This is a genomic window from Glutamicibacter sp. St.4D3 (assembly GCF_059728615.1).
Map to the genome: position 1 here is coordinate 1,887,647 of NZ_AP039380.1, position 25,064 is coordinate 1,912,710.

General features: G+C 64.4%; 25 protein-coding genes and 1 tRNA gene. 13 read left to right on the forward strand and 13 right to left on the reverse strand.

The genetic code is table 11. The features are described 5' to 3' along the window. Positions 1 to 76: 76 nt before the first annotated feature. Together AC6I21_RS08685 and AC6I21_RS08690 are read right to left on the reverse strand one after the other, a co-directional pair. Positions 77 to 1,057 carry an Fpg/Nei family DNA glycosylase gene (locus AC6I21_RS08685; protein ID WP_138926339.1) on the reverse strand — a complete coding sequence of 327 codons (981 nt, stop codon included), beginning with the start codon at positions 1,055 to 1,057 and terminating at the stop codon, positions 77 to 79. Positions 1,058 to 1,059: 2 nt separating this feature from the next. Beyond that, complete coding sequence (locus AC6I21_RS08690) at positions 1,060 to 1,533, reverse strand: ribose-5-phosphate isomerase (protein ID WP_138177734.1); 474 nt, start codon at positions 1,531 to 1,533, stop codon at positions 1,060 to 1,062. A gap of 330 nt (positions 1,534 to 1,863) precedes the next feature. On the opposite strand from AC6I21_RS08690, the gene pepN reads away from it, so the two are divergent. From pepN to AC6I21_RS08705, 3 genes are all read left to right on the forward strand, one after another. After that, the gene (gene pepN, locus AC6I21_RS08695; protein WP_346921541.1) at positions 1,864 to 4,410 is read left to right on the forward strand and encodes an aminopeptidase N; all 2,547 of its coding nucleotides are present in this window, start codon (positions 1,864 to 1,866) and stop codon (positions 4,408 to 4,410) included. 91 nt (positions 4,411 to 4,501) lie between these two features. Continuing rightward, on the forward strand, positions 4,502 to 4,981 hold the full coding sequence (locus AC6I21_RS08700; protein WP_138177736.1) for an OsmC family protein: 480 nt from the start codon (positions 4,502 to 4,504) through the stop codon (positions 4,979 to 4,981). Positions 4,982 to 4,983: 2 nt separating this feature from the next. Next, the gene (locus AC6I21_RS08705) at positions 4,984 to 5,484 is read left to right on the forward strand and encodes a globin (RefSeq protein WP_343832900.1); all 501 of its coding nucleotides are present in this window, start codon (positions 4,984 to 4,986) and stop codon (positions 5,482 to 5,484) included. Between the two features lie 104 nt (positions 5,485 to 5,588). Here the strand turns inward: AC6I21_RS08705 and AC6I21_RS08710 are convergent, their stop codons facing one another. Then, positions 5,589 to 6,260 (reverse strand): DUF8185 domain-containing protein, encoded by a 672-nt coding sequence (locus AC6I21_RS08710; RefSeq protein ID WP_497762206.1) that lies wholly within the window; start codon positions 6,258 to 6,260, stop codon positions 5,589 to 5,591. A 250-nt stretch (positions 6,261 to 6,510) separates the two neighbouring features. On the opposite strand from AC6I21_RS08710, the gene AC6I21_RS08715 reads away from it, so the two are divergent. Next, positions 6,511 to 7,341 (forward strand): acyl-CoA thioesterase, encoded by an 831-nt coding sequence (locus AC6I21_RS08715; protein WP_138178085.1) that lies wholly within the window; start codon positions 6,511 to 6,513, stop codon positions 7,339 to 7,341. Positions 7,342 to 7,443: 102 nt separating this feature from the next. Here AC6I21_RS08715 and AC6I21_RS08720 read toward each other — a convergent pair whose 3' ends face one another. Continuing rightward, a complete protein-coding gene (locus tag AC6I21_RS08720; protein WP_054820713.1) occupies positions 7,444 to 7,953 on the reverse strand; it encodes a flavin reductase family protein in 510 nt (169 codons plus the stop codon). A 137-nt stretch (positions 7,954 to 8,090) separates the two neighbouring features. Here AC6I21_RS08720 and soxR point away from each other — a divergent pair, with 137 nt between their 5' ends. Then, positions 8,091 to 8,579, forward strand: coding sequence for a redox-sensitive transcriptional activator SoxR (gene soxR / locus AC6I21_RS08725; RefSeq protein WP_497762207.1), 489 nt, complete (start codon positions 8,091 to 8,093; stop codon positions 8,577 to 8,579). Between the two features lie 58 nt (positions 8,580 to 8,637). On the opposite strand, the gene ettA is transcribed toward soxR, so the two are convergent. Both ettA and AC6I21_RS08735 read right to left on the reverse strand, forming a co-directional pair. Continuing rightward, complete coding sequence (gene ettA / locus AC6I21_RS08730; RefSeq protein ID WP_138177744.1) at positions 8,638 to 10,320, reverse strand: energy-dependent translational throttle protein EttA; 1,683 nt, start codon at positions 10,318 to 10,320, stop codon at positions 8,638 to 8,640. Between the two features lie 114 nt (positions 10,321 to 10,434). Continuing rightward, positions 10,435 to 10,908 (reverse strand): single-stranded DNA-binding protein, encoded by a 474-nt coding sequence (locus AC6I21_RS08735; protein WP_497762208.1) that lies wholly within the window; start codon positions 10,906 to 10,908, stop codon positions 10,435 to 10,437. A 167-nt stretch (positions 10,909 to 11,075) separates the two neighbouring features. Here AC6I21_RS08735 and AC6I21_RS08740 point away from each other — a divergent pair. Continuing rightward, positions 11,076 to 11,149 (forward strand) — tRNA-Arg (locus tag AC6I21_RS08740). A gap of 79 nt (positions 11,150 to 11,228) precedes the next feature. On the opposite strand, the gene AC6I21_RS08745 is transcribed toward AC6I21_RS08740, so the two are convergent. Together AC6I21_RS08745 and AC6I21_RS08750 are read right to left on the reverse strand one after the other, a co-directional pair. Then, a complete protein-coding gene (locus AC6I21_RS08745) occupies positions 11,229 to 12,914 on the reverse strand; it encodes an FAD-binding dehydrogenase (protein WP_497762209.1) in 1,686 nt (561 codons plus the stop codon). A gap of 92 nt (positions 12,915 to 13,006) precedes the next feature. Then, positions 13,007 to 13,957, reverse strand: a complete 951-nt coding sequence (locus AC6I21_RS08750; RefSeq protein WP_497762210.1) for a CPBP family intramembrane glutamic endopeptidase — start codon at positions 13,955 to 13,957, stop codon at positions 13,007 to 13,009. Positions 13,958 to 14,377: 420 nt separating this feature from the next. On the opposite strand from AC6I21_RS08750, the gene AC6I21_RS08755 reads away from it, so the two are divergent. Further along, positions 14,378 to 15,622: an MFS transporter gene (locus AC6I21_RS08755; RefSeq protein ID WP_497762211.1), complete on the forward strand. Its 1,245-nt coding sequence runs from the start codon at positions 14,378 to 14,380 to the stop codon at positions 15,620 to 15,622. On the opposite strand, the gene AC6I21_RS08760 is transcribed toward AC6I21_RS08755, so the two are convergent. Continuing rightward, positions 15,594 to 16,040: an Lrp/AsnC family transcriptional regulator gene (locus AC6I21_RS08760; protein ID WP_054820708.1), complete on the reverse strand. Its 447-nt coding sequence runs from the start codon at positions 16,038 to 16,040 to the stop codon at positions 15,594 to 15,596. The genes AC6I21_RS08755 and AC6I21_RS08760 overlap by 29 nt on opposite strands. Positions 16,041 to 16,193: 153 nt before the next feature. Here AC6I21_RS08760 and AC6I21_RS08765 point away from each other — a divergent pair, with 153 nt between their 5' ends. From AC6I21_RS08765 to AC6I21_RS08790, 6 genes are all read left to right on the forward strand, one after another. Then, complete coding sequence (locus AC6I21_RS08765) at positions 16,194 to 16,913, forward strand: LysE family translocator (RefSeq protein ID WP_497762212.1); 720 nt, start codon at positions 16,194 to 16,196, stop codon at positions 16,911 to 16,913. A gap of 184 nt (positions 16,914 to 17,097) precedes the next feature. Then, positions 17,098 to 17,868 (forward strand): energy-coupling factor ABC transporter ATP-binding protein, encoded by a 771-nt coding sequence (locus tag AC6I21_RS08770; protein WP_497762213.1) that lies wholly within the window; start codon positions 17,098 to 17,100, stop codon positions 17,866 to 17,868. Next, the gene (locus AC6I21_RS08775) at positions 17,865 to 18,500 is read left to right on the forward strand and encodes an energy-coupling factor transporter transmembrane component T family protein (protein ID WP_497762214.1); all 636 of its coding nucleotides are present in this window, start codon (positions 17,865 to 17,867) and stop codon (positions 18,498 to 18,500) included. Before AC6I21_RS08770 ends, AC6I21_RS08775 begins: the two co-directional genes overlap by 4 nt. A gap of 84 nt (positions 18,501 to 18,584) precedes the next feature. After that, positions 18,585 to 19,226: a biotin transporter BioY gene (locus tag AC6I21_RS08780; protein WP_497762215.1), complete on the forward strand. Its 642-nt coding sequence runs from the start codon at positions 18,585 to 18,587 to the stop codon at positions 19,224 to 19,226. 5 nt (positions 19,227 to 19,231) lie between these two features. Beyond that, complete coding sequence (locus AC6I21_RS08785; RefSeq protein ID WP_497762216.1) at positions 19,232 to 20,755, forward strand: class I adenylate-forming enzyme family protein; 1,524 nt, start codon at positions 19,232 to 19,234, stop codon at positions 20,753 to 20,755. Between the two features lie 62 nt (positions 20,756 to 20,817). Then, entirely contained in the window at positions 20,818 to 21,999 is a 1,182-nt protein-coding gene (locus AC6I21_RS08790; RefSeq protein WP_497762217.1) for a thiolase family protein, read from the forward strand. Between the two features lie 25 nt (positions 22,000 to 22,024). Here AC6I21_RS08790 and AC6I21_RS08795 read toward each other — a convergent pair whose 3' ends face one another. The 4 genes from AC6I21_RS08795 to sufD form a co-directional block, all read right to left on the reverse strand. After that, positions 22,025 to 22,372 (reverse strand): metal-sulfur cluster assembly factor, encoded by a 348-nt coding sequence (locus AC6I21_RS08795; protein ID WP_497762218.1) that lies wholly within the window; start codon positions 22,370 to 22,372, stop codon positions 22,025 to 22,027. A gap of 248 nt (positions 22,373 to 22,620) precedes the next feature. Then, entirely contained in the window at positions 22,621 to 22,965 is a 345-nt protein-coding gene (locus AC6I21_RS08800; RefSeq protein ID WP_138177766.1) for a metal-sulfur cluster assembly factor, read from the reverse strand. 13 nt (positions 22,966 to 22,978) lie between these two features. Further along, positions 22,979 to 23,737: a Fe-S cluster assembly ATPase SufC gene (gene sufC / locus AC6I21_RS08805; protein WP_054820772.1), complete on the reverse strand. Its 759-nt coding sequence runs from the start codon at positions 23,735 to 23,737 to the stop codon at positions 22,979 to 22,981. A 47-nt stretch (positions 23,738 to 23,784) separates the two neighbouring features. After that, positions 23,785 to 25,062, reverse strand: coding sequence for a Fe-S cluster assembly protein SufD (gene sufD / locus AC6I21_RS08810; RefSeq protein WP_138177768.1), 1,278 nt, complete (start codon positions 25,060 to 25,062; stop codon positions 23,785 to 23,787). Between the last annotated feature and the right edge of the window lie 2 nt (positions 25,063 to 25,064).

A 25,064-nucleotide genomic window follows, 5' to 3' on the forward strand; every position in this document is an offset into this window, starting at 1 on the left:
AATCCGGGGTTATCCAGTTCCGACTAGGGCTCTCATTTCCCACTGCAGGGCACGCGCGAGCCGCTGACCGCGCAGATCACCGACCAGTGGCTGGGCCGGCTGGACGCTTGCGCGGCGGTCGCTGGCAGCGAGTGCACCAATACAGTTTGCGGCCCGCGACCTCCTCGAGCCGGATGGCGGTGCCGCAGCGCCGGCAGGCCTGCCCCTGACGCTGGTAGACGTAGTAGGCGTTATCGGGCCACAGAGGTCCCGGCTCGTTGCGGTCCTCCTGCCAGGTGGTGATGATTTTCCCGTCACGCACCCCGTCCTGCATGATCTGCACAATGTCCCACCACAGCTTCTTGGCCGCCCGGGCGGAGAGCTCATTGGCCGGCAGCTGCGGGCTGATCCGGCAGCGGTAGAGCGACTCAGCGCGGTAGATGTTCCCGACGCCGGAGATCAGCGCCTGGTTCATCAGCACCAGGCCGATGGGCGTGCGGGTGGCCGACAGGTTGTGCCGGAACTGGCGGTACCCGGCCTCCAGTGCGGCCTGCGGGTCGGCGTCCAGGTCCCTGCCCTTGGACTGGTTGAACCGGATCGCGGCTCCAGCCAGGGGGTCCGGCCCGAGCTTGTCCAGTTGCACCTGGACCTGTTCCCACTCCAGCACCTCGCAGGCGCTGGGGCCGCGCAGATCCGCCCAGCCGTGCTCGCTGACGATCCGGGCGCGCACCTGGCCCACCGGCTCGGGCGGGCCCAGGTATTCCCCGTTGGCCTCGGCGGCAACTTCCCGTTCGCCAATGCGCCGGGGCGCACCGATGGAGGAGGCGCCGCGGAAGAACTCGTCCCCGCCAAAGTCGAAGGCTCCGTAGAGCCCAAGGTGGATTCGCAGATACAGGTCGTTGGAGAACTGGCAGAACAGTTGCTTGCCCTTGGCCCACGCACGTTCCAGCTGCTGGCCGCTGATGCGTTCGGCGTCGGCGGCGAACCGTCCCTGCGGGGATGAAACCTGAACCGCCTGGCCGGCGAAGACGTCGTCGAATTGGCGGGCCAGGCGGTGCAGTGAATGTCCTTCCGGCACGGCTAGTCGATGACCTCGCCGGTGGTTTCATAGGTGGCGATCTTGCCGATGCGCCGGCTGTGGCGCTCGGCACCGCTGAACGGTTCGGCCAGGAAGGCCTCGATGATGGCGGTCGCTTCCTGCGTCGAGTGCTGGCGGCCGCCTACGGCGACCACGTTGGCGTCATTGTGCTGGCGCGCCAATTGAGCAGTGTCCAGGTTCCAGGCCAGGGCCGCGCGCACCCCTTCGACCTTGTTCGCGGCGATCTGCTCGCCGTTGCCCGAACCACCCAGCACGATTCCCAGCGCCTCAACCCCGGCCCGCTGGTCATTGATCACCGCGCGGGCCGCGTTGATGCAAAAGGCAGGGTAGTCATCTTCCGGGTCGTAGGAGCTCGGTCCATGGTTGACCATCTCGTAGCCCTTGGCGGTCAGGTGCTTGACCAGATGGTCGCTCAGTTCCAGGCCGGCGTGGTCGGTGGCGATGTGCACGCGCATAGGTTGTCCCTCTTCGTGTTTTTGCTTTGATGACATTTTGCCCCGGGGGCGGAGGTCTTCTGTGGCCGCTGCCGTCATTGGCGGCGGGCACCACTCCAGCTTATCCACCGGCGCTGGGGTTCGCGCATTGTGTAGCGTCTTCGCGCAGACTCCCCCGCCGACCGCGCCTTCCCCGATCGATCGGGGCGGGGCCGGCGGAAGCGGAAATATCCGCCAAATGACTTGCGCCACCCCCTTGCCGCAGTGGCAGAATAGGGACTAGTTGTTCAATAGATATTTCAGATTTCCCTAATGCGGCGCACGAGCCGCATGGATGCGGAGCGAATGCATATGCCCGGAATGAACCTGACCCGTGACGAGGCCATCGAACGCGCCAACACGCTGCGTGTTGAAAGCTACGAGGTGGAGCTGGACCTGACCAAGGGTGAGCGGGTCTTCGGCTCACGCACCACAGTGCGCTTCACCGCTACCGCAGGCGCTTCAAGCTTCATCGACGCGGTCACCGACACCGTCCGCTCGGTCACCCTGAACGGTACCGAACTGGATCCCTCCGAGGTCAGCGACGGCGTACGCATCCAGCTGCCGCACCTGGCGGCGGAAAACACCCTGGTGATCGACGCTGATGCGCTGTACATGAACACCGGTGAGGGCCTGCACCGTTTCGTGGATCCGGTGGATGACGAGGTTTACCTGTACACCCAGTTCGAGGTGGCCGACTCACGGCGCATGTTCGCCGTCTTCGAGCAGCCGGATTTGAAGGCCAGTTTCCAGTTTTCCGTCACCGCCCCGAAGCACTGGAACGTGGTCTCCAACTCCCCCACCCCGCATCCGCAAATGCTGCAGGAGGGCAAGGCCCGGTGGGACTTCTCCCCCACCCAGCGCATTTCCTGCTACATCACCGCGCTGATCGCCGGACCGTACCAGGTGCAGCGCGATTCGCTGGTTTCCCGCGATGGGCGCACCATTGAATTGGGCGTGTTCGCCCGCTCCTCGATGATGGAATACCTGGATTTCGAGAACATCATCACCGTCACCAAGCAGGGCTTTGAGTTCTTCGAGAAGAACTTCGCCGTGCCCTACCCGTTCGTGAAATACGACCAGCTCTTCGTCCCGGAGTTCAATGCCGGAGCCATGGAAAACGCCGGGGCGGTCACGTTCCTGGAAGACTACGTCTTCCGCTCACGTCCCACCCACGCCATGGTCGAACGCCGGGCCATCACCATCCTGCACGAGCTGGCGCACATGTGGTTCGGCGACCTGGTCACCATGAAGTGGTGGAACGACTTGTGGCTGAACGAGTCCTTCGCGGAGTTCATGTCCACCCTGGCTGCGGCGGAAAACACGGAATTCACCAGCTCCTGGACCACCTTCAACATGTTGGAGAAGAACTGGGCCTACCGCCAGGATCAGCTGCCCTCCACCCACCCGGTGGTCGCCGAGATGCGGGACCTGGCCGACGTGGAGGTCAACTTCGATGGCATCACCTACGCCAAGGGCGCCTCCGTGCTGCGCCAGCTGGTCGCCTTCGTGGGCCAGGAGGAGTTCATGGCCGGGGTGCGCAGCTACTTCGCCAAGCACGCCTGGCAGAACACCGAACTGCCGGACCTGCTGCGGGAACTGGAGACAGCCTCCGGCCGCGACCTGAGCAACTGGTCCGGCCAGTGGCTGGAAACCGCCGGGGTCAACACGCTCACCGCCGCCATCGAGGCCGATGAGAACGGAACCATCACCGACTTCAGCATCCGGCAGAGCGCGGTCACCGACTACCCCACGATCCGCGACCACCGTCTGGCCGTGGGCTTCTACAGCCTGAATGACTCCGGCCAGCTGGTGCGCACCCACCGCGAGGAACTGGATGTCACCGGCGAAAGCACCCCGGTGCCCGCACTGGTGGGACTGCAGCGTCCAGACCTCGTGCTGCTCAACGACGACGACCTGACCTACGCGAAGATCCGTCTCGACGAGCGTTCCCTGGCCACCGCCACGAAGCATCTGAAGGACTTCACGGAGTCCCTGCCGCGCACCCTGGTCTGGAGTGCCGCCTGGGATGCGGTGCGCGATGCCGAGGCCCCGGCCAGCACCTATGTGCAGCTGCTGCTGAACAACATCGGCCACGAGGTGGACTCCTCGGTGATCATGGTGCTGCTGCGCCAGCTGAACACCGCATTGGACTTCTACGTGAACGAACAGGCACGCGAACAGTCGGGCATCGACGCCGCAGACCGACTGTGGGAGCTGGCCGGCAACGCCGAGCCGGGCTCCGACGCGCAACTGCAGTTCACCCTGGCCTACGCCAAGCGCGCCCGCACCGAAGCCCAGCTGGATGCCGTGGCCGCGCTGCTGGAGGGTTCAGCGAGCCTGCCGGGGCTGGAGGTGGACACCGACCTGCGCTGGTCGCTGATCAGCGCCCTGTCCGCCGGTGGACGCCAGAGCCCGCAGCAGCTGCAGGCCGCCCTGGGCAGCGACTCAACCGCCAAGGGCAAGTCCAGCTGGTACACCGCCCAGGCGGCCCGGCCCACCGCCGAGGCGAAGGCGGAGGCGTTCGAGCAGATTCTGTCCGGAACGCTGTCCAACGACAACCACGGCGCGGTGATTGCCGGCTTCAACATGGTTCATGACCCGCAGCTGATTTCCGGCTACACCGAGCGCTACTTCGCCTCGATCCTAAAGAAGTGGACCGGCCTGTCCCATGAGATGGCCAAGCAGATCGTGGTGGGGCTCTACCCGTCGCAGGAGGTCTCACAGGCCACCATCGAGCGCACCGACCAGTTCCTGCAGGAGCTGGGCGAACAGCACCCGGCCCTGCGCCGCCTGCTGCTGGAAAGCCGCGCCGACATCGTCCGCGCCCTGCAGGCCCGGCAGGCCGACCAGGCCTGATCCCCCGGGTGACGCCCATGGCGTGGTCCACGGCCGCCGGCTGTGGACCACGCCATACCCGTTTGTGGGCGAACCATGGGAGAATCGGGCCATGGACCTTTCGCGACACAACTACCAGATTTCCATGCGCTGGACTGGTAACCGCGGCGAAGGCACCACCGGGTACCGCAGCTACGGTCGCGAGCACATCATCAGCGCCGCCGGGCTGCCCGATATCGCCGGCACCGCGGATCCCACCTTCCACGGGGACGCGCAGCGCTGGAACCCGGAGCAGCTGCTGCTGGCGGCCCTGAGCCAGTGCCACATGCTCTCCTACCTGCACATGGCGGTCAAGCATTCGCTGGTGGTCACCAGCTACGCGGACCATGCCAGCGGCACCCTGAAACTGAACTACGACGGCAGCGGGCAGTTCACGGAAGTCACCCTGCGCCCCGCGGTGGGGCTGCAGGATGAATCACAGCGCGAACTGGCCGATGCCCTGCACGCGCAGGCCAACAAGGTCTGCTTCATCGCCCGCTCGGTGAACTTCACCGTGCACCACGAACCAGTCATCCCCTCATCAGGAAAGTAGACATGAGCGAAGCCAACCCGTTGACGCCCCGCGTAGTGAACAACCCGTTCAACAACCCGGTGGTGACCGGCCCGTCGTCCCAGGAGTTCCTGGACCTGGCCACCGAGCCGGTCGACGCCGCCGAATACGGTGGAACCTTCTACGAGGAGGTCGGGGGCCGCCCGGTCTTCGCCGAGCTCACCCGGCTGTTCTACGCCTCGGTGGCAGAGGACGCGGACTTCCGGCGCATGTACCCCGAACAGGACCTGTACCCGGCGCAGATCCGCCTGCAGCTGTTCCTGGAACAGTACTGGGGCGGGCCCAAGACCTACTCGGAGCACCGCGGGCACCCGCGGCTGCGGATGCGCCACGTGCCATTCCACATCGACTCGCACTACCGCGACGTGTGGCTCGGGCACATGAACAAGGCCATCGACCAGTTGGAACTGCCGATGCTGCACGCGGAAACGCTGCGCGACTACTTCGAGCGCGCCGCCCATTCGCTGGTGAACCAGCCCGACTGAGTCGCCCCGGTCCGACTTCAACCGCACCAAACTCAAGGCCTGCAGCGAAGTGATCGCTGCAGGCCTTGGGCCTGCTCGGGCATCGCGGCTGGGAGCCCGAGCCCCTAGAGCAGGGAGTTGCTGCGCCGCACCAGCACGTGGCCGCGCGGGCCACTGACCCGCAGCCAGCTGCCGCTGCGGTAAACCGCACTGGTGCCCGCCTCGGTGATGAAACCCAGCGAATGCATCGCGAACCCCGCCCCGAGGGGAAGCTGGATGCCGCCGGGCAGGTTGGTCTCGGGCAACGGCGAGGACCAGATGCGCTGGCGCACCTGGGTGATGACCGGGGCTCCGGGGTTCTCCGGCAGCGCCTCGGTTACCGCGTTGATCCCGCTGCGCGCCGCCTCGGCCAGATGCGCGTCCCTGATCTGGCCCACCGGTTCCCAGCCCGCGACCGGCACCTGGATGCCGGCCCACGCCGGGTTCTCCTCCACCGGGGGCAGGGTGAACGTCGTGGAGGTTTCACCCATGCGGGCCAGGCGGTCCTGGATGGAGGCCAGCGAGTAGCAGGCATTGAGCTGCCGCGGCTCGGCCAGGCGGTGCACCCGCATGCCCAGCACCGTAAAGTCCCCGCCGTCGACCGACCCCTTGGCCAGCACCGGAACATAGACGGCCAGGGCGGTGCCCCGGGCGACGAACTGTGCCGCGTCATCCTCGATACTCTTGGCCCGGCTCACGAAGCTGGCCAGGTCCTTCACGGCGGAAATGTCATCAAAAATCAACGCTTCACTTGACATGTTTTCATGCTCTCACGTTTCTGCGGACCCGAGCCCGGCAATGTGATGATTTAGGCATTTGGCGCGGAATCGGGCAATATCTACTCATAAACCGACTTATGCCGACACACTGGAAGTTACTATTCCGTAAGGATACTCTTTTCCACAGATAGCCTCTGATTCGCACGCGCACCACACCGAGGGAGTACACATCGTGGCTGATGACAGTCAGAACACCCAGACCCTGCTGAAGCTGTTGGATCTAAACGGGATGGAGGCACGCACCGACGAGGACATCTTCGTCGGCCATACCCCGCACCAGTCCCGTCCACGGGTGTTCGGCGGACAGGTCCTGGGCCAATCGGTCATCGCCGCCACGCGCACCGTGCCGGAAGACCGGCAGATCCACTCCATGCACGGATACTTCCTGCGCCCGGGAGATACCCATGTGCCGATCACCTTCGGGGTCGAGCGGATGCGTGACGGTCGCTCCTTCTCGGCTCGCCGTGTGCACGCCTACCAAAACGGCAAACCGATCCTGTCCATGATCGCCTCCTTCCAGGAACCGGCCGAGGGCCTGGAACACCACGACCCGATGCCGCAGGGAGTCCCGGACCCCGAGACCCTGCCGACCACGGCGGACCTGCTGGGCAAGATCAATCACCCGGTCGCCCGCGAGTGGGCCTTCGAGCGCCCCTTCGACATCCGCCACGTCACCGAGCCGATCTACTTCGGCCCCACCAGCGAACGGACCGCGGAGAGCGCGGTATGGCTGCGGACCACCGGGCCGATGCCCGATGACCCGGCACTGCACCGCGCCGCCCTGGCCTACGTCAGCGACTACACGCTGCTCGAACCGGTGCTGCGCCGCCACGGGATCGGCTGGACCCGGGAGGACATGAGCGTGGCGAGCCTCGATCACGCGATGTGGTGGCACCGGGACTTCCGGGTCGATGACTGGCTGCTGTACGTGCAGCGTTCCCCGTCCGCTTCCTCGGCCCGCGGGTTGGGCACCGGCAGCATCTATGACCGTTCGGGCCTGCTGGTCGCCACCGTCGCCCAGGAGGGCATGGTGCGACTGCCCGAGGGCGAACTGGACTGAACCCGCGCCCCCCGGGGAGGATCGGCGCGCACGAGCGCCGGCGTCCCCGCGTGGGGCACACTAATGGGCCCGGTGTTTACCGGGCCCATTTGCCGTTGGCGCCTACTTGCGCTGTCCCTGCTCCAGGTGCAGCGCGGTGGACAGCCCCAGGTAGCGGCGGTCCTGGTACAGCAGGTGTTGATCCGTCGGTCCGTGGAAGATGTCCAGGATCTCGGCGGCGATCAGCCGCGAACCGCCCACCTGCAGGGAGCTGTGCATGCGGGCGCGCATCGCGACCGGCGCCTGGTCGAAGTACGGTTCACCGTTCTCCAGGTACTGCCACTGCTGTTCGGAGCTGAAGCGCTCCCCATCGGGGCGGGCGAACGCGTCGGCGACGCTGCTGTGCTGCTCGCCAAGCAGATGAATCATGAAGGTCGGCGACTGCAGCAGCGCCCCGGCCGAGCCCGAGGAACGGGTGAGGGAAAAGGACACGGCAACGGGGTCGATCGACAACGAGGCCAGGCTGGAAATTGTCAGCCCTACGGGCCGTCCATGCGGGTTCGCGGTTACCAGGGCCACTCCCGCTGGATGGGAACGGAACGCCGCACGGAAATCGTCAGCCAGGCTGCTCATGGATCGCTGCTCTCAATTCTTTGAAACCTCATCTTGTCGGCCATCCTAGACCACGCGAATGGGATGGCCGCCTGTCATGAACGATCCTAGAACCTCAAGTAGACTTGAGGTCAACGCCAAAGGTTCGGAGGTGCCCAATGTCACACTCGTCACGCCAGGAGGCCACAGCGGCCGATGAGCTGCTGACCATCGGGCAGGTGAGCGAGCGCACCGGCGTCGCCCGTTCGGCGCTTCACTACTATGAGCAGCTCGGCCTGGTTGGTTCCCTGCGCACCGCCGGCAACCAACGGCGCTATCCCCGGCATATGATTCGGCGCATTACCCTGATCTCCGTCGGAAGGAACCTGGGGATCGCGCTGGAGGACATTGCCCGTGCCCTGGAGCCGGTCCCCCTGGATCGCCGCCCGAGCGAAGCCGATTGGCAGCGCGCCTCCCAGGCCTGGATCAAAATCCTGGAACAGCGCCGCCGCGCCATTGAAGAACTGGAAACAAGGCTGACCGGGTGCATCGGCTGCGGCTGTTTGTCCATGCAGGCCTGCCAGCTGCTGAATCCACAAGACGAGCTGGCCACCGAGGGCGTGGGGCCACGTCGCCTGGCCGCCCAGGAGTCCGGCGTCTGCGATTAACGCGATCCGCCCGCCACCCTTTGGCAGGGCGGCGGGCGGTACAACCAATCGGAGAAGATCAGTCGCGGGTTAGGCGGCGGTGGGTGACGCGGTGCGGCTTCGCGGCATCCGGGCCCAGGCGGTCGACCTTGTTCTTCTCGTAGGAATCGAAGTTGCCCTCGAACCAGTACCAGTTCGCGGGATCCTCTTCGGTGCCCTCGTAGGCCAGGATGTGGGTGGCCACGCGGTCCAGGAACCAACGGTCGTGGGAGACGACCACGGCACAACCGGGGAAGTCCAGCAACGCGTTTTCCAGGGAGGACAGGGTCTCGACGTCCAGGTCGTTGGTCGGCTCGTCAAGCAGCAACAGGTTTCCGCCCTGCTTGAGGGTCAGCGCCAGGTTCAGGCGGTTACGCTCACCACCGGAGAGTACCCCGGCCTTCTTCTGCTGGTCCGGGCCCTTGAAGCCGAAGGCGGAGACGTAGGCACGCGAGGGCATTTCGACCTGACCGACCTGGATGTAGTCCAGGCCATCCGAAACCACTTCCCACAGCGACTTTTCGGGGTCGATGTTCTCACGGTTCTGGTCCACGTAGGAGATCTTGACGCTGTCGCCAATCTTCAGCGTTCCGCCGTCCAGCTCCTCCAGACCAACAATGGTCTTGAACAGGGTCGACTTGCCAACGCCGTTGGGGCCGATCACGCCGACGATGCCGTTTCGGGGCAGGTTGAAGGACAGCCCGTCGATCAGCACGCGGTCGCCGAAGCCCTTCTTCAGGTCCTGGGCCTCGATCACCAGCTGGCCCAGACGGGGGCCCGGTGGGATCTGGATTTCTTCGAAGTCAAGCTTGCGGGTGCGCTCGGCTTCCGCGGCCATTTCCTCATAGCGAGCCAGACGTGCCTTCGACTTGGTCTGACGGCCCTTGGCGTTGGAGCGGACCCAGTCGAGTTCCTCGGCCAGGCGCTTGGCCAGCTTCGCATCCTTCTTGCCCTGAACGGCCAGACGCTCACGCTTCTTCTCCAGGTAAGTGGAGTAGTTGCCCTCGTAGGGGTGCAGACGACCACGGTCAACTTCACAGATCCATTCGGCAACGTGATCCAGGAAGTAGCGGTCGTGGGTAACCGCCAAGACGGCACCCGGGTAGGAGGCCAAGTGCTGCTCGAGCCACAGCACCGATTCGGCATCCAAGTGGTTAGTCGGCTCATCGAGCAGCAGCAGGTCCGGCTTCTGCAGAAGCAGCTTGCACAGGGCCACGCGGCGGCGTTCACCCCCGGAAAGGTGGGTTACCGGCTCGTCGCCCGGAGGGCAGCGCAGCGCGTCCATGGCCTGCTCCAGCTGGGAATCAATATCCCAGGCATCGGCAGCATCAATCGCTTCCTGCAGCTTTCCCATTTCCTCAAGAAGTGCGTCAAAGTCGGCGCCCTCCTGGGACATCTCCTCGGAGATCTGGTTGAAGCGCTGGATCTTCTCGTAGATCTCACCGACGCCTTCCTGGACGTTGCCCAGGACGGTCTTCTCTTCGTTCAGTGGTGGTTCCTGCAGCAGGATGCCCACCGAGTAGCCTGGCGAAAGACGTGCTTCGCCGTTGGACGGGGTATCGATCCCGGCCATAATCTTCAAAATTGTCGACTTACCAGCACCGTTAGGACCCACAACGCCGATCTTGGCGCCCGGGAAAAACGACATGCTGACATCGTCAAGAATGACTTTGTCACCAACGGCCTTGCGGGCCTTGGTCATCGTATAAATGAATTCCGCCATGCTCTTAAGGCTAGTCGCTACCCAGCCCCATTTCCGAATTACCGCGTCACCAATTGGCGCGGGCGGTGCGCAGGGTCACAGGAAGGTTCTGCGCACCGCCTCGGGGAAGCAAAATCACGCGGCATCCGGGTGTTCTTCAGGCCAGTGAGTGACCGTGGGCCCCTCAGGGTTCCCCCTCGAGTCCGGTTGACTGCCCCGGTGGCTGACGCGCTCCTTCTCACCGCCTTCAAAGCGCACGCGGTTGAAGCTCGAGGTGCCGAACCTCAGGTCGTGCCCGACCGCATAGGCTTCGACATCGGCGCTGGTTCCCTGCGTGCCGTCGGTGCGCTCGAACTGCCGGATCTGCAGTTTGCCGAAGATGATCACCCGGTCCCCTCGCTGCAGGCTTTCCATCGCGTTCTCCCCCAGCGCGCGGAAGCATGAGACCGAAAACCAGTTGGTTCCCGCATCGCTCCATTCCCCGGTTTCCGGATCACGCTTCCGTTCGTGGGTAGCCGCACGGAATTTCAAAATGGTGGTTCCTTGGGGTGTGATGCTCAGCTGCGGTTCGGTACCGACCACGGCACGGATGGTTACTAGATCACTCATGGATCAACACTCCTTCGTTGGCTTCGTTCCCGGATTCCCTTACCCGGTCGTGCCACCATGTCTCAGTCATCGACCGGGCGCTGGTGGCGTCGAACGCTTTGTGGATAGTCGAGGCGAAGGTTGTTTCGTCTTGTCGGGAGCCAATGGGCTAAACTATTTTCGGTCAAGCCTCCATAGCTCAGCTGGATAGAGCAAGAGCCTTCTAATCTCTAGGTCGCAGGTTCGAATCCTGCTGGGGGCGCCGAAACCGCCGTCACCTGGATTCCAGGTGACGGCGGTGTTGTTTGAAGCTTCGCATTCAGATCATTGGGGTCAAGCCACTAGGACAGAGCGTTGGACAGCGCTCGGCCGGCCTGCAAACCGGAGAACAAGCAGCCACCCAAGAATGTGCCTTCCAATGCGTTATACCCGTGCAGGCCTCCCCCGCCGAAGCCGGCCACTTCCCCGGCCGCATAGAGCCCGGGTACGGGCGTTCCGTCGTTGACCAACACGCGACCGTCAAGGTCAGTTTGGATCCCACCCAGGGTTTTGCGGGTGATGACTCGAAGTCGCACGGCGATTAGTGGACCGGCCTTGGGGTCCAAGATCCGGTGCACCTTCACGGCGCGGGTTGCCCGATCCCCGAGGTAGCGGCGTGCGTTGTGGATGCTCTGGATCTGCTGATCCTTGCCGAAACGGTTGCGTGTCTGCAGATCCCGGGCTTCCACCTGCTGGCGCACAAGTGCATGGTCGATGGGGGTTTGCGGTTCCAGCCGGTTCATCCCTTCCACGAGCTGTTCCAGAGTGCGGGCAACAACGAAATCCTCGCCGCGCTCCAGAAAGGCCTGGATGGGCGCCGGGGCACCGCGTGCGAAAAGCCTGTCCATCACCACTCGTCGCCGATCACGGCTGGTCAGATCCGGGTTCTGCTCTGATCCGGAAAGCGCGAACTCCTTGGCGATGATGCGCTGGTTCAAGATGAACCAGGAGTGATCGTAGTTGTCGATTCCAGGATCCGTGCGAAGGTGCTGAAGGGTACCCATGGTGTCGTGACCGGGCAGGCACGGTGCTTCCATCCGGCGGCCCAGCGCGTCGAGCCACAGGGACGAGGGACCGGGCAGTATTCGAATGCCGTGCCCGGGCCACACGGGATCCCAGTTCTTGATGCCCTCGGTGTAGTGCCACATCCGATCACGATTAACGATTCGGGCTCCGGCGGCCTCCGCCACCTGCAGGCCACTGCCGTCAACGTAGCTGGGCACCCCGGTGAGCATGTGCCGCGGCGCCCGCCCCAGCCGTTCAGGCCAATGCTTGCGGATCAGGTCATGGTTGGCCCCGATCCCTCCAGTGGCGATGAGCACTGCCTCGGCCCTGAATTCGAATTCCGCGAGGACTTCACGTGAGGAGCTGACACCTCGCGCCGCACGGTCTTCTCTTAAGACCTGCCCACGCGCTCCGGTAACCGCTCCGTGTGTGGATACCAGCTCGGTAACTTTGTGCCGCCCGCGGAACACGAGTTTCCCTTCGTCACGAGAGCGCAGAACCTTCTCGGCAAATGGTGTCGAAACGCCGGTTCCGGTCCCCCAGGAAACGTGAAACCGCGGGACGGAGTTCCCATGCCCCTCGGCCCTCCCGTCGCCTCGCTCTGCCCACCCGACAATGGGAGTCAGCTCGATGCCTTGGCGGCGTATCCATTCCCGCTTCTCACCGGCAGCGAATTCCACATACGCCCGGGCCCACCGCTCGGCCCATTGGTCTTCATCGTCAAGACGGTCAAATTGGGCGCTCGACGTCCAATCGCTCCAGGCAAGATCCAGCGAATCCCTGATTCCGAGCCGACGCTGTTCGGGCGAGTCAACCAGAAACAACCCACCGAACGACCAGTGCGCCTGGCCGCCCAGGTTCGCCTCGTTTTCCTGATCAAGGACGAGGACCCGCAAACCCGCCTCGACCGCTTCGCAGGCGGCCACGAGCCCGGAAAGGCCAGCACCAATGATCAGCAGGTCCGCATGCTCTGTCTGGTGCACGGTATTGACGCCTTTCCCCGATGGGCCGCGCCGCGGCGGCTTTCCTCGACCCTACTGGGTAGTTCTCCTCGTGAGAAGGGTGTGAATCAGTACTAGTCGGCCACTTTGGCAGCGGAGGCCGCGGCCTGTTCGGCGTCCAGCATCGACTCGGTGCCGCGCCCGGTAGTGCGGGTGTGTGAGCGGAAAGCTCCACAGAGGATCATGAGCACGATGACCACGGCCGGAAGAATCCAGCCGGTCCACCCGGAGATGGTCATGCTGGTGGGGTCAAGGAATCCACCGAATGCCAGGAAAAGCACGCCGAAACCGACGCTGGCGTTGAACACTCCATGAGCCAGCGCTGCTGGCCACACCGAATTGCTGTACAGGCGCAGCCAGCCCAGCAGCGCACCGAAGACGATGCACATTCCGGACATGCAGGCGATCGCTACCGGCCCCGAGGAGTACGGGTAGTTGTATCCCAGCAGCAACAGGGGTGCATGCCAGACGCCCCAAACCACCCCGGAGATCAGAATCGCCGGAACGGACCCCAGGCGCAGCAGCCGTGGAAAGAGCCACCCGCGCCACCCGATTTCCTCCCCCAGCGCCGGTATCGCGTTGAGGAATCCTCCCATCACCGCAAAGCCCAGTTGGGTCCAGAGGAATTCGCTCGCACCAGTGCGTCCGGCCAGAATTCGCACCGTCGTCAGGTGCTCGAAATCTGCCGGGTAGACACCCAGCAGATCACCGACGAACAACGCCTGGAAGATCAGCGCCAGCGGTATCACGATGGCCAGCAGCACGCCGAAGAGAAAACGGCCCAGGGGACGGACGGGCCACAATCCCACGTTCCTCGCAAAGCCGCGCAGGCGTCGCTGAAAGGCGCTGACAATCACTGCCGCCACGGCCGGAGTCCACATCATGACGACCGCGATCCAGGTGAACTGCGGGTGCTGCAGTCCGGGCCCCAGCCAGAGCGGAAGCGCAACGAGCCAGGCCAGCCCCATGCTAAGAACGACATACCAGAGCACGGGAACAAGCCAGTGTACTTGACGCTGCTTCATTTCATCTCACTTAGACAGGGGCACGAGTTCGATCTTGCACCTAGTCAACCAGATTCGGAAGCAGCAAGGAGCAACGCCGTTGAAACCACGGCGCCAATCCCTGCGCTGTGCGTGCGCGCCGGAGCGCTCGTCCCGCGAAGCGAATGGTTTCCATTACTCCCGCCTTCGCGTCGGTAGAGGACGCACGCCTGCCGCGCATGCCAGAGTGCGGCAGGAGCCGCGGCTCTTCCTCGCGACTAACCACTTCGAAAAGTGATGCAGATAACACCAGCGTGAGGAAATTGCGAAGTGGAGCTGTGAGTTGGGTTTGCCGCACCTCAAACATTGCCCAATTGTTGGTCTTCCCGCGAGCTGTCTGTTGATACATCAGCAATTGAGGAGATAAAATCAAAGTACTGTAGATATTTGGAGGTTTCTCTCATGGCCATCGCCGCCAAGCCAGCCAGCCGGTTTACCGGCGAACGCCTGGGCATCAGCCTGGTGTTCTTTTTGGCCGGGCTTTGGTATGCCTCCTGGGTGGGCCGACTATCGGTCATCGGCGATGTATTTGACTTCTCCAGCAGTGGGCTCGGCGCGTTCCTAGCGTGCCTGACGGCCGGCTCGCTCGTAGGGCTATCGGTCGCCCCGATGCTGATTCGCCGTTTTTCGATCCGGAACCTTTTGTTCTACCTTCCCCTGGCACTGGCGATCGGCCTGTTGCTCATGGGGCTGTCCATTTCCACCTTCGTCGAACCGGTTCTTGCCTACGTCGTGCTGTTGGGCAGCGGAATCATCTTCGGAACTTTGGACGTGGCCATGAACGTCTACGGCGGAGGCGTCGAACGCCGTCAGGGACACAGCATCCTGCCCTCACTACACGGATTTTTCAGTCTTGGAACCCTGCTCGGCGCCGGTGCCGCCACCGCCACTATTAGTCTGCAGTGGCCAAGCCTCTGGCATTTCAGCGTCATCTCGCTGATTATCGCGGCACTGGCGGTCTGGTCCACAACCCTGGTCGCGGACGAGACCCCCGCTCCCGCGCCCACGCCGGTCACCGAAGAATCCTGGTCTTCCAATGCGGCAAGCGGAAGATACACGCGATACACGCTGCTGCTGTTGGGGCTGATGGTCGCCGGCCTGAGCTTCACTGAAGGAGCGGCCAACGACTGGCTGGCGGTCGCCACCAATACCGGCCACGGGTTCTCCCACTCCCTCGGCGCGCTGGTCTTCACCCTCTTTGTCGCGGCGATGACCCTGGGGCGCTTCACCGGCGGTCATATCGTGGACCGCCTGGGTTCGGTGCGGGCCCTGCTGCTCATGGGCGGCATCGGGCTGTTCGGCGTGGCGTTGTTCATCGCCGGAGACAGCGCCTGGAGCATCGGGATGGGCGCGCTCTTCTGGGGACTGGGCAGTTCACTGGGCTTCCCGGTGGGAATGTCCATCGCCGCCTCGCATTCCAAGCACCTGGGGCCCCGGGCGGTCAGCATCGTCAGCGGCTTCGGCTACGGGGCGATGCTCAGCGGTCCACCACTAATCGGGCTGCTCGGTGACCACATCGGCATCCTGCCGGCCCTATGGCTCCCGGCCCTGGTGATGCTCGGCTCCCTGCTGCTCACCCCAATCGTCGGCAAACCTGCGCGGCGAGAAGGGAAAAAGGTTACACCGGCAGCAGAGCCCGGTCCTTGATGTTGCGCATGACAATGGTGCTGGTTAGCTTCTCCACTCCGGGAAGTTCGACCAGCACGTCGTCATAGAGTTGCTGATAGCTGGGAAGGTCAGCGGCATAAACCCTTAAGAGGAAATCCGGTTCCCCAAAGAGCCGCTGCGCCTCGACGATGAAATCCACTTCCTCCACGGCGGCTTCAAACTGCTTCATCTCCGAACGGTTCTTCAGCGTCACGAAGACCAGCGCCTCAAACCCCAGCCCCACCAACTTCGCGTCGACCACCGCCTGGTAGCCGCTGATAACTCCGCTTCGCTCCAGTTCCCTGATGCGTCGATGACACGGCGCCACGGTGAGACCAACTTTTTCGGCCAGCGCGGTGGCGCTGAGCCTGCCGTCCCTCTGAAGCTCTGCGAGGATGGCTCGATCCAGCTGATCCATGCCGCTTTTCCTTCCTATGCGCAAATAAATTCTTAATTTCAACCTGCTTCACCTATTATCTTGCGCTAGGAGCGGGTAAAGGGAGAAACTTCGCAAGCACATTTCGCCGTTTTTTGCCTAGCGTTGAGGCAGAACGACCGAACGGAGAAACTCATGGACCCCTCGCTCCTGGCAGGCTTTGCGCTTGTCTCGCTCACCCTGGCGTGCACCCCGGGAGCCGATTGGGCCTACATCATCTCCTCGGCGATCTCCCGTCGCTCCTTTGTCCCGGCCGTGATCGGCCTGCTGGTGGGGTACCTGTTTCACACCGCACTGGTGGCAGCCGGGATCGCGGCGCTGGTGGCAGGATCCCCGCAACTGCTCAGCTGGCTGACCGCCATCGGGGCGCTTTACTTGTTCTGGCTGGGGATCAGCACCCTGCGCAATTGGAAGTCGGCCGCATTCCATGACGGACCACTGGAGGAAATCGAAGCAGAAGACCGCCTAGAAATGGCGGATGCTTTCGCACCGCAGCCAACATCCGGAACCCTGACCATGATTCGCAAACCAAAGTTGCGCCGTGCCACCCCGCGCGCCGATTTTGCCAAGGGCGTGCTGACCAGCGCGACGAACCCCAAGGCCCTATTGCTGTACGTTGCCCTGATCCCGCAGTTCATCACCGAGGCCGCCGCGTGGCCATTGGCATTGCAGACCACGCTACTGGGACTGCTGCACTTCGCGGTGTCCATTGGCGTGTACTTCGCGGTGGCACTCGGAGCGCGCATCCTGTTGCGCAGTCGGCCACTGGCCGCCCGTGCCGTGACCGTCCTGAGTGGGCTGATCATGATCTGCCTGTCCATTGGGCTGATCTTCGAGCAGATCCTGCTGAAGTAGGCCCGACCACAGATTTGTTGCAGCATCCGCCTCCAGTAAGCGCCGGGGCTTTCGGTCGACTTGCGGCCATAACGTGACGATTCTTGAACACTGATCAAGACAATTGAACAGTGATCAAGTATGCTCTTGCTTGACGGTTCCACGGAACCGGGCACAGCCGCCGCAGGATCTCAGGAAGAATCGCATGACACAGCCCCGCACCACCCCGATTCCACGCGAACTCCACTTTCAGGGTACGCCGGAGCAGGAACAGCTTTCCGCACTCCCCCAGATCCCGCAGCTGAGCATCGACCACGTGTCCGTGCAGCGGGCAGGCACACTGGTGTTGGATGACATCAACCTGACCCTCAACGAATCTCGCATTGGGGTAATTGGTCCGAACGGCGCGGGCAAGTCCACACTGGTGCGCCTGCTCAACGGCCTGGTTCTGCCCAGCACCGGTACCGTGCGGGTGGGCGAACTGAGCACCACCCGGGACGCGAAGAAGGTGCGACGCGATGTCGGGTTCGTGTTCCAGAACCCGGCCAACCAGATCATCATGCCCCTGGTCGAGGACGACATCGCCTTTGGCCTGAAGAACCTGCGCCTGCCGGCCACCCAACGCCGCGAACGAGTCAGCGCCACCTTGCATGAACTGGGGATCAGCCACCTGGCGCAACGCGAAAGCCACACGCTCTCCGGGGGTGAACAACAGATGGTGGCGCTGGCCGCCGTCCTGGCCATGGACCCGAAGGTCATCGTCTTCGATGAACCCACCACGATGCTGGATCTGCGCAACCGCCTGCGATTCCAGCGGGAGATCGCGCGGCTGCCGCAACGCTGCCTGGTGGTCACCCACGACCTGGAGCTGCTCGAGGACTTCGACCGGGTGCTCGTGGTCACCGACGGCGGCATCGGCTTCGATGGCCCCCCGTCCGCAGCGGTGCAGTACTACCGCGACTGGAGCGCCCAATGATAACGGCCCACAATGACTCATGGCTTGGCCAGGTGCCCGCCGGAGCGAAGTTCCTGGTGCTGCTTCTGGTGAGTATCGGCCTCTATCTGATCCCCAGCTGGCACGTCCTGGCGGCCGCCCTGGTCGTGGCGGTACTCCTGATGCTCTCCGCCCGGGTGCCGTTGCGCAGCCTGAGACTGCCGCTAATCACCCTGGTGGTCATCGTGGGGCTGGTCTTTGTGGTGATGGGGCTGCAGACCGACTGGAACCAGGCAGCGGTGGCGGCTCTGCGCCTGCTCACATTATGCGTCTGCGCCTATACGGTCAGTCTCACCACCACGTTCGACCAAATGCTCGAACTGTTCCAGCGCATTGTGGCGCCGCTGCGCCACGTCGGCGCGAATCCGGCGCAGATCGCCCTCGGGTTGGCCCTGGCCATCCGCTTCATCCCCGAACTCAAGCGCATTTACCTCGAAGTACGCGAGGCACAGCACGCCCGCGGACTGGGCAACAACCCGTTGGCCGTCTCGGTCCCACTGGTCATCCGGGCCCTGCGGGTTGCCGATGAGACCGCCGAAGCCCTCGACGCCCGCGGCTACGACAGCGTCGAGGCGGGCCAGCAGGCCCGAACTCGCCCAGAACGCCACGCATAGCCGGCCCGAACCACACCGGCCGGGCCTTGCTCGGCAACCAGAAATTCAGACTCTTCCCATCCACCCTTGATCCAGGAAGCAACAATGAATCGCACTCCTTCAGTTAGAGACTCCGCCAACGGCAGCTCGGCGCGCCCGTCGAACCTGCCGGAAAACCCTGGCCGTTCCAACGCCACCAGGGACACCGTTCTGGTGGCCGTGTTCGCGGCCCTGATCGCCGCGATGGGCCTGGTACCGCCGATCACCTTGGGTGTGATCCCCGTTCCGATCACACTGCAGACCCTGGGTGTCATGCTTGCCGGAGCCCTGCTGGGCCCCTGGCGCGGCATGCTGGCCAATCTCACCCTGGTGGCATTGGTGGCCGCGGGGCTTCCGCTGTTGGCCGGCGGCCGTGGAGGGCTGGGCGTCTTCGCCGGTCCGACCGGCGGCTACCTGCTGGGCTGGGTTCTCGGTTCGCTGCTGATTGGCCTGTTGTTCAAGTACTGGGTGCTGCGGTGCCACAGCAAGGGCGCACAGCTGGCCGCTGGCCTGGTGTCCACCATCATTGGCGGCATCCTGGTGATCTACGCCTGCGGCATCCCCTGGACCACCATGGTCACCGGCATCCCGATGGGCACCTCGGCCCTGGGCTCGCTTGGCTTCCTGCCCGGTGACCTCTTCAAGGCCGTCCTGACCACCGTGGTGGCCGTGAACGTGCACCGCAGCTACTCCGGACTGATGAAGTAGCACCCATGGATCTGGCCGCCACCCTTTATCAGCGTGCCCTAACGGCTCCGCAACAGCCGGCACTGATCGGCACCGAACGGACGCTGAGCTACGCCCGGCTCTACGCCGCGGCCAGCCGGGGCGCTGACCGGGTGGCGGCCGCCACCGGCAGCAAGATTTCCGAGGACCAGCTCCCGCCCCGGGTGGGCCTCTTGGCCTTCGAACCGCTGCACGCCATCACCGGGTTCTACTCATTGGTGCTGGCGGGGATCAGCGCCGTGGTGCTGGATCCGGCTTGGCCGGAATCCCGCCTGGGAGCCGTGATCCGCCAGCTGGATCTGCGCCACGTGCTGTGTGACGCGGCAGGCGCCCAGGCGCTGCAGCAGGCAGCCGTCCCCGGCCTGATGCGGTTGCCCATTGACTTGTCCGAAGATGAGCCAGAGTCCCTACTGGCCCCACCGCACATCGATGCGGACCGTGAATTGCTGGTCGTCTTCACCTCGGGTACCACCAGCTTGCCCAAGGCGATTTGCCGCACCCGCCACTCCTGGCAGGCCAGCGTCCGGTTGGGCAGCAAGATTCTCCACGCCACCGCCGGAGAAATCAGCCTCATTCCCGGGCCGCTGGCCCACGGACTCAGCCTCTACGCGGTCGTGGAAAGCCTTACCACCGGGGGCACGGCGCTGCTGACCGGACGCTGGATCCCACGGCAGGTACGAGAACTGCTCGAATCCCACCGGTGCACCCGCGTGGTGGCAGTTCCCTCCATCCTGCGCCGACTACTGGAGCAGTTTGATCCACGGCTGCTGGAGGGCCTGCGCTACGCGATCAGCGGCGGGGAAAACCTGCCCGCGCCCCTGCGCCGCCGGCTGCAGCAGCTGCCCGGCCTCGAGGACGTCGTGGAATACTACGGCACAAGCGAACACAGCCTAATCGCCTACCGCAGCACCACCACGGCGCAGCGTAATGCCTCCACCGGATTCGCCGGCACTCCATTTCCCGGCGTCCAGTTGCACATCGCCGCACCGGATCAAGAGACCGGCATCGGGGAAATCTACGTGCACAGCCCCCTGCTGGCCAGCGGATACCATCCCAGCGGTCAGGAACGCTTCCGCTGGGACGGCAACCGGCTCAGCGTCCGGGACATGGGCCGGTTTACGGACGGGACGCTGTTTGTCCTCGGGCGGGCCGGAGGAATGCTGAACCTGGGTGGCAACAATATCCACCCCAGCGAAATCAGCCAGGCCATGGCCGCCGCACTGGGGCTGGCCCATGTCGAGGTTCTGCTGCATGAGGAGCCTGAAGCGGCTCCCCGGCTGATCGCGGTCATCCACCGAGACGAGCTCTGCCCCACCCTGGATGCGCAGGAAATCCGCGCCCGGCTGGCGGCGGTCCTGCCGACCTACAAGATCCCGCACGAGCTGCGGTGCGTCGACACCTGGCCGCTGACCAGCAGCGGCAAGATCGCGGTCGGGCGGCTTTCCGACGTCTGGTCGCCCGAGGGCGCGGTGCTGCTGCGGGCGCCGGCCAACAACACGGTACGGGCTTAGGTTTGCGGCGCACGCGCGCGAAGCCCGCTGGGTCCGCACCTCGTGCAGGAAGGGAAGAGTTCATGAACCAGGTCTATGTGGTTGCTGCACGGCGTACCCCGATCCTGCGCAGCGCCAGGCAGTACTCGCAGATCGGCGCCGAACGCTTGGCCGCCACCGTGATCGATGCACTGCTACAGGAGACCGGGGTGCCGCCCGGGGAGGTGGATCAGGTGCTGCTGGGCAGCGCGGCCGGGCCCGGGGGCAACATTGCCCGGGTGGCCACCCTGGCCAGCGGCCTCGGCCCCGACGTGCCGGCCACCAGTTTTGACGCCCAATGCGCCAGCGGGCTGGAGGCAATCGCGGCCGGGGCCAGGATGATCGCCTGCGGCGAAGCCCGGGTAGTCATCGCCGGCGGCACCGAAAGCGTGAGCACCGCGCCCTGGAGGCTGAGCAACCCCCACGATCCGATGGAACCGGTCCGCCGCTATTCCCGTGCACGGTTCACGCCCGCCCCGGATCCCGACCCGGGCATGGGGGTTGCGGCAGAAAACATTGCCAGGCGCTATGGGATTTCCCGCGAACGACAAGACCGTTTCGCGCTGCGCAGCCACCATCGGGCGCTGGCGGCCCAACAGGCCGGGCACTTCACCGGCGAGCTGGTTCCGGTTGGCACGCCACAGGGGGTCGTCACCCACGATGGCTGCCCCAGAAGCAACCTGAGCATGGAGAAGCTTTCCGCGTTGCGTCCGGCCTTCGTGACTGGGGGCAGCGTGACGGCCGGGAACAGTTGTCCGATCAATGATGGCGCGGCGGCGGTGATGCTGGTCGATGCCGAAACCCTGGGGCGTCTACGAGTGGGTTTTGCGTTGCGGTACCTGGGCGCTGCCGCCGGCGCCTGTGATCCGCAGGTATTGGGAATGGCGGCGGTGCCGGCCTACCGCAATCTGCAGCGGCTGTTGCCGCAGCTGCTGCAGGCCCCGCCCCGGCTGGTGGAGTTCAATGAGGCCTTCGCCGTCCAGGCCCTGGCGTGCCTGGACGAACTGGATGTGGCCGAGGCCTGCGTCAACCTGGAGGGCGGCGCCCTGGCACTGGGACACCCGTATGGGGCCAGCGGCGGGATCCTGGTGTCCCGGCTCTTCTGGCAGGCCCGGCGGCATGGGCTGCACGGGGCGAATGCCGTGGCGTTGATGGCTGCCGCCGGGGGTACGGGCAGCGCGGTCGCCTTCGAGGCCCTGGCCTTGCAAGGCCCTGCTGCGGCCTAGGACTGCTCCTACGCGCGGGCCGGAACTAAATGTTGAAGCCCAGTGCCCGCAATTGCTCTCGTCCCTCATCGGTGATCCGCTGCGCGCTCCAGGGCGGCAGCCAGGCCCAGTTCAGGTGGTAGGTGCCGACCAGGTTCCTTAGGACCGAAGCGACCTGTTCCTCGATCACATCGGTCAGCGGGCATTCGGCGGTGGTCAGCGTCATGTCGATTTCCAGTACCCCGCGTTCGCTGAAGCGCAGCCCGTACACCAGGCCCAGATCGATGATGTTGACCCCGAGCTCGGGATCAATCACGTCCTTCAGCGCCTCGCGGATCTCGGCCATGGGCCGGGCCAACCGGGTGGGGACGCCGTGTTCCGGGGATTCGGACATCAACTGCTCCGCAAACTCATGTGACTAAGGCGAACCTGCATTGATTACGCCACTTGACCATCACGTTATCATCCGGCGTGGCGGTCCCCCAGCAGATGACGCCGCACCGGGTAACTTCCACGCAGCCGCTGCTTGTGGCGGCGCGGCTGCGGCCGGCTGCTGCACCCCCGCCGCGCGGGGGTTAACGCCAACAGGCCGGCACGCCCGCCCGTGGGCGGTGTGCCGGCCTGCTGGACCGTGGTCTGTGACTAGATGTTGAACCCGAGGGCACGCATCTGGTCACGGCCGTCGTCGGTGATCCGTTCCGGACCCCATGGCGGCATCCAGACCCAGTTCAGACGGTGCTCGTCGACTATGCTCTCCAGCGTCGCTGCCACCTGCTCCTCGATCACGTCGGTGAGCGGGCAGGCCGCGGTGGTCAGGGTCATGTCGATCAGAAGCACGCCGTCCTCGGCGTACTTCAGCCCGTAGAGCAGACCCAAATCGACGATATTGACTCCCAGTTCCGGGTCAATAACATCCTTGAGCGCTTCCTCGACATCCTCCAGCGGGGTCGTGGTCGACCCCTCGTGCTGTTCAGTTGATTCGCTCATGGTTTCCACCTAACTAGGCCGTGACCTTCAGGAAACGGTCGTAGCCCTCTTCTTCCAGACGGTCGGCCAGCTCCGGGCCGCCCTGTTCGGCGATCTTGCCGTCAACGAACACGTGCACGTGGTCCGGCTTGATGTAGCGCAGGATGCGGGTGTAGTGGGTGATCAGCAGAACGCCCATCTCGTTCTCGTCCTGGGCACGGTTCACGCCCTCGGAGACAACCTTCAGCGCGTCAACGTCCAGGCCCGAGTCGGTTTCATCCAGCACGGCAAACTTCGGCTTGAACAGTTCCAGCTGCAGGATTTCCACGCGCTTCTTCTCACCGCCGGAGAAGCCTTCGTTGACGTTGCGCTGGGCGAAGTCGGCGTCGATCTTCAGCTTGCCCATGGCTTCCTTGACGTCCTTGGTCCAGGTGCGCAGCTTCGGTGCTTCGCCGTCGATGGCGGTCTTGGCGGTGCGCAGGAAATTGGTCATGGACACGCCCGGGACCTCGACCGGGTACTGCATGGCCAGGAACAGGCCGGCCTTGGCGCGCTCGTCAACGCTCATCTCCAGCACGTCCTCGCCGTCCAGCATGATCGAGCCGCTGGTGACGTTGTAGCGCGGGTGACCGGCGATGGTGGCGGCCAGGGTGGACTTGCCCGAACCGTTCGGACCCATGATCGCGTGGGTTTCGTTGGTGTTGATCACCAGCGAGACGCCCTTGAGGATTTCCTTCTCGCCCTGCTCGGTGTCGATCGAGACGTGCAGGTCCTTGATTTCCAAAGTAGACATACGTCGTTCCGTTTCTGTGTCTAAAATCTTTCGAATTACCCGGCCAACTAGTTGTTGGTGACGGCCAATTCCTTTTCGATGATGTCGGTCAGGCGCGCTTCAAGTTCCTCATCGCGGATCTGCTGCACGATTTCGTTCAGGAAGCCGCGAACCACCAGGCGGCGGGCGGACTTCTCGTCGATGCCACGGCTCATCAGGTAGAACAGGTGCTCGTCATCGAAGCGTCCGGTGGTCGAGGCGTGCCCGGCACCCTCGATCAGGCCGGTCTCGATCTCCAGGTTCGGCACCGAGTCGGCACGGGTGCCGTCGGTGAGCACCAGGTTGCGGTTGGCTTCGTAGGAGTCGGTCCCCGAGGCCTCCTTGCGGATCAGCACGTCGCCGATCCACACGGTGTGTGCCCCTTCGCCCTGCAGCGCACCCTTGTAGAGCACGTTGGAGGTGCAGTTGGGCAGGTTGTGGTCCACGAACAGGCGGTGCTCCTGGTGCTGGCCGGCGTCTGCGAAGTACAGGCCGTACAGCTCCACCTCACCGTGCTCCCCGGCGAAACGGGCCGAGGGGTTCACGCGCACCAGGTCGCCACCGAAGGAGATGGCGATGTGCTTGAAGTAGGCGTCCTTGGCTACGGCAGCCTGCTGGCTGGAGGCGTGGATCGCGTCATCGTTCCAGGCCTGCAGCGACACGACGGTCAGCTTCGCCCCGGCGCGCACCTCGAACTCGATGTTCTGCGAGAGCACGGCGGAACCGACGTGGTCCAGCACCAGGGTCGCCTCGGAGTTCTCCTGGGCGATCACGATGATGTGCTGGGCGGCGGGGTCCATGGACTCACCGGTAATGGTCAGGTGCGACTTGATGCCCTCGGCGTTGGCCGGGATGGTCAGCACGTGCGCCTCGTTGGCGTACTTCCAGCCGTTGGCCGCCACCCGATCCTCCGGGGTGGAGACCACGCCGCGCAGCTTGTCGCTGGCCGGCACGGTGGTGATGGTGACCTTCTCGTCGCCGCTGAGCTCAACCTTCGGCGCGGCGCCGGTCAGTTCCTTCTTGTGCAGCCCGCCCAGGCGCTTGAGCGGGGTGAAGCGCCAGTCTTCCTCGCGGCCGGTCAGCGGCGCGAAGTCATCGACGTTGTAGCTGGTCAGACGGCCGGCACGGGAGGAGTCGGGAATGCCGACCCCGCCACCGTGGCTGTGGCCCTTGACCGAGTCGCCGGCCAGCGGCGAGGCGGCCTCGTTCAGCGGCGAGAGGTTCTCGCCCTCTTCGGTGAAACCCGGGATTGAGGGGGCGCCGATGCGGGCCTTCTCGTCCGGAATATGGGTAGTGGTCTCCGACATGC

Excerpts from the sequence above, each read along its gene's own strand:
- AC6I21_RS08790 (WP_497762217.1), top strand. The coding sequence starts at position 20,818 with ATGAACCAGGTCTATGTGGTTGCTGCACGGCGTACCCCGATCCTGCGC.
- AC6I21_RS08795 (WP_497762218.1), bottom strand. The coding sequence starts at position 22,372 with ATGTCCGAATCCCCGGAACACGGCGTCCCCACCCGGTTGGCCCGGCCC.
- sufC (WP_054820772.1), bottom strand. The coding sequence starts at position 23,737 with ATGTCTACTTTGGAAATCAAGGACCTGCACGTCTCGATCGACACCGAG.
- AC6I21_RS08715 (WP_138178085.1), top strand. The coding sequence starts at position 6,511 with ATGGAGGCACGCACCGACGAGGACATCTTCGTCGGCCATACCCCGCAC.
- sufD (WP_138177768.1), bottom strand. The coding sequence starts at position 25,062 with ATGTCGGAGACCACTACCCATATTCCGGACGAGAAGGCCCGCATCGGC.
- ettA (WP_138177744.1), bottom strand. The coding sequence starts at position 10,320 with ATGGCGGAATTCATTTATACGATGACCAAGGCCCGCAAGGCCGTTGGT.
- AC6I21_RS08720 (WP_054820713.1), bottom strand. The coding sequence starts at position 7,953 with ATGAGCAGCCTGGCTGACGATTTCCGTGCGGCGTTCCGTTCCCATCCA.
- AC6I21_RS08770 (WP_497762213.1), top strand. The coding sequence starts at position 17,098 with ATGACACAGCCCCGCACCACCCCGATTCCACGCGAACTCCACTTTCAG.
- AC6I21_RS08710 (WP_497762206.1), bottom strand. The coding sequence starts at position 6,260 with ATGTCAAGTGAAGCGTTGATTTTTGATGACATTTCCGCCGTGAAGGAC.
- AC6I21_RS08800 (WP_138177766.1), bottom strand. The coding sequence starts at position 22,965 with ATGAGCGAATCAACTGAACAGCACGAGGGGTCGACCACGACCCCGCTG.
- soxR (WP_497762207.1), top strand. The coding sequence starts at position 8,091 with ATGTCACACTCGTCACGCCAGGAGGCCACAGCGGCCGATGAGCTGCTG.
- pepN (WP_346921541.1), top strand. The coding sequence starts at position 1,864 with ATGCCCGGAATGAACCTGACCCGTGACGAGGCCATCGAACGCGCCAAC.
- AC6I21_RS08765 (WP_497762212.1), top strand. The coding sequence starts at position 16,194 with ATGGACCCCTCGCTCCTGGCAGGCTTTGCGCTTGTCTCGCTCACCCTG.
- AC6I21_RS08735 (WP_497762208.1), bottom strand. The coding sequence starts at position 10,908 with ATGAGTGATCTAGTAACCATCCGTGCCGTGGTCGGTACCGAACCGCAG.
- AC6I21_RS08775 (WP_497762214.1), top strand. The coding sequence starts at position 17,865 with ATGATAACGGCCCACAATGACTCATGGCTTGGCCAGGTGCCCGCCGGA.
- AC6I21_RS08785 (WP_497762216.1), top strand. The coding sequence starts at position 19,232 with ATGGATCTGGCCGCCACCCTTTATCAGCGTGCCCTAACGGCTCCGCAA.
- AC6I21_RS08755 (WP_497762211.1), top strand. The coding sequence starts at position 14,378 with ATGGCCATCGCCGCCAAGCCAGCCAGCCGGTTTACCGGCGAACGCCTG.
- AC6I21_RS08705 (WP_343832900.1), top strand. The coding sequence starts at position 4,984 with ATGAGCGAAGCCAACCCGTTGACGCCCCGCGTAGTGAACAACCCGTTC.
- AC6I21_RS08700 (WP_138177736.1), top strand. The coding sequence starts at position 4,502 with ATGGACCTTTCGCGACACAACTACCAGATTTCCATGCGCTGGACTGGT.
- AC6I21_RS08690 (WP_138177734.1), bottom strand. The coding sequence starts at position 1,533 with ATGCGCGTGCACATCGCCACCGACCACGCCGGCCTGGAACTGAGCGAC.
- AC6I21_RS08780 (WP_497762215.1), top strand. The coding sequence starts at position 18,585 with ATGAATCGCACTCCTTCAGTTAGAGACTCCGCCAACGGCAGCTCGGCG.
- AC6I21_RS08760 (WP_054820708.1), bottom strand. The coding sequence starts at position 16,040 with ATGGATCAGCTGGATCGAGCCATCCTCGCAGAGCTTCAGAGGGACGGC.
- AC6I21_RS08750 (WP_497762210.1), bottom strand. The coding sequence starts at position 13,957 with ATGAAGCAGCGTCAAGTACACTGGCTTGTTCCCGTGCTCTGGTATGTC.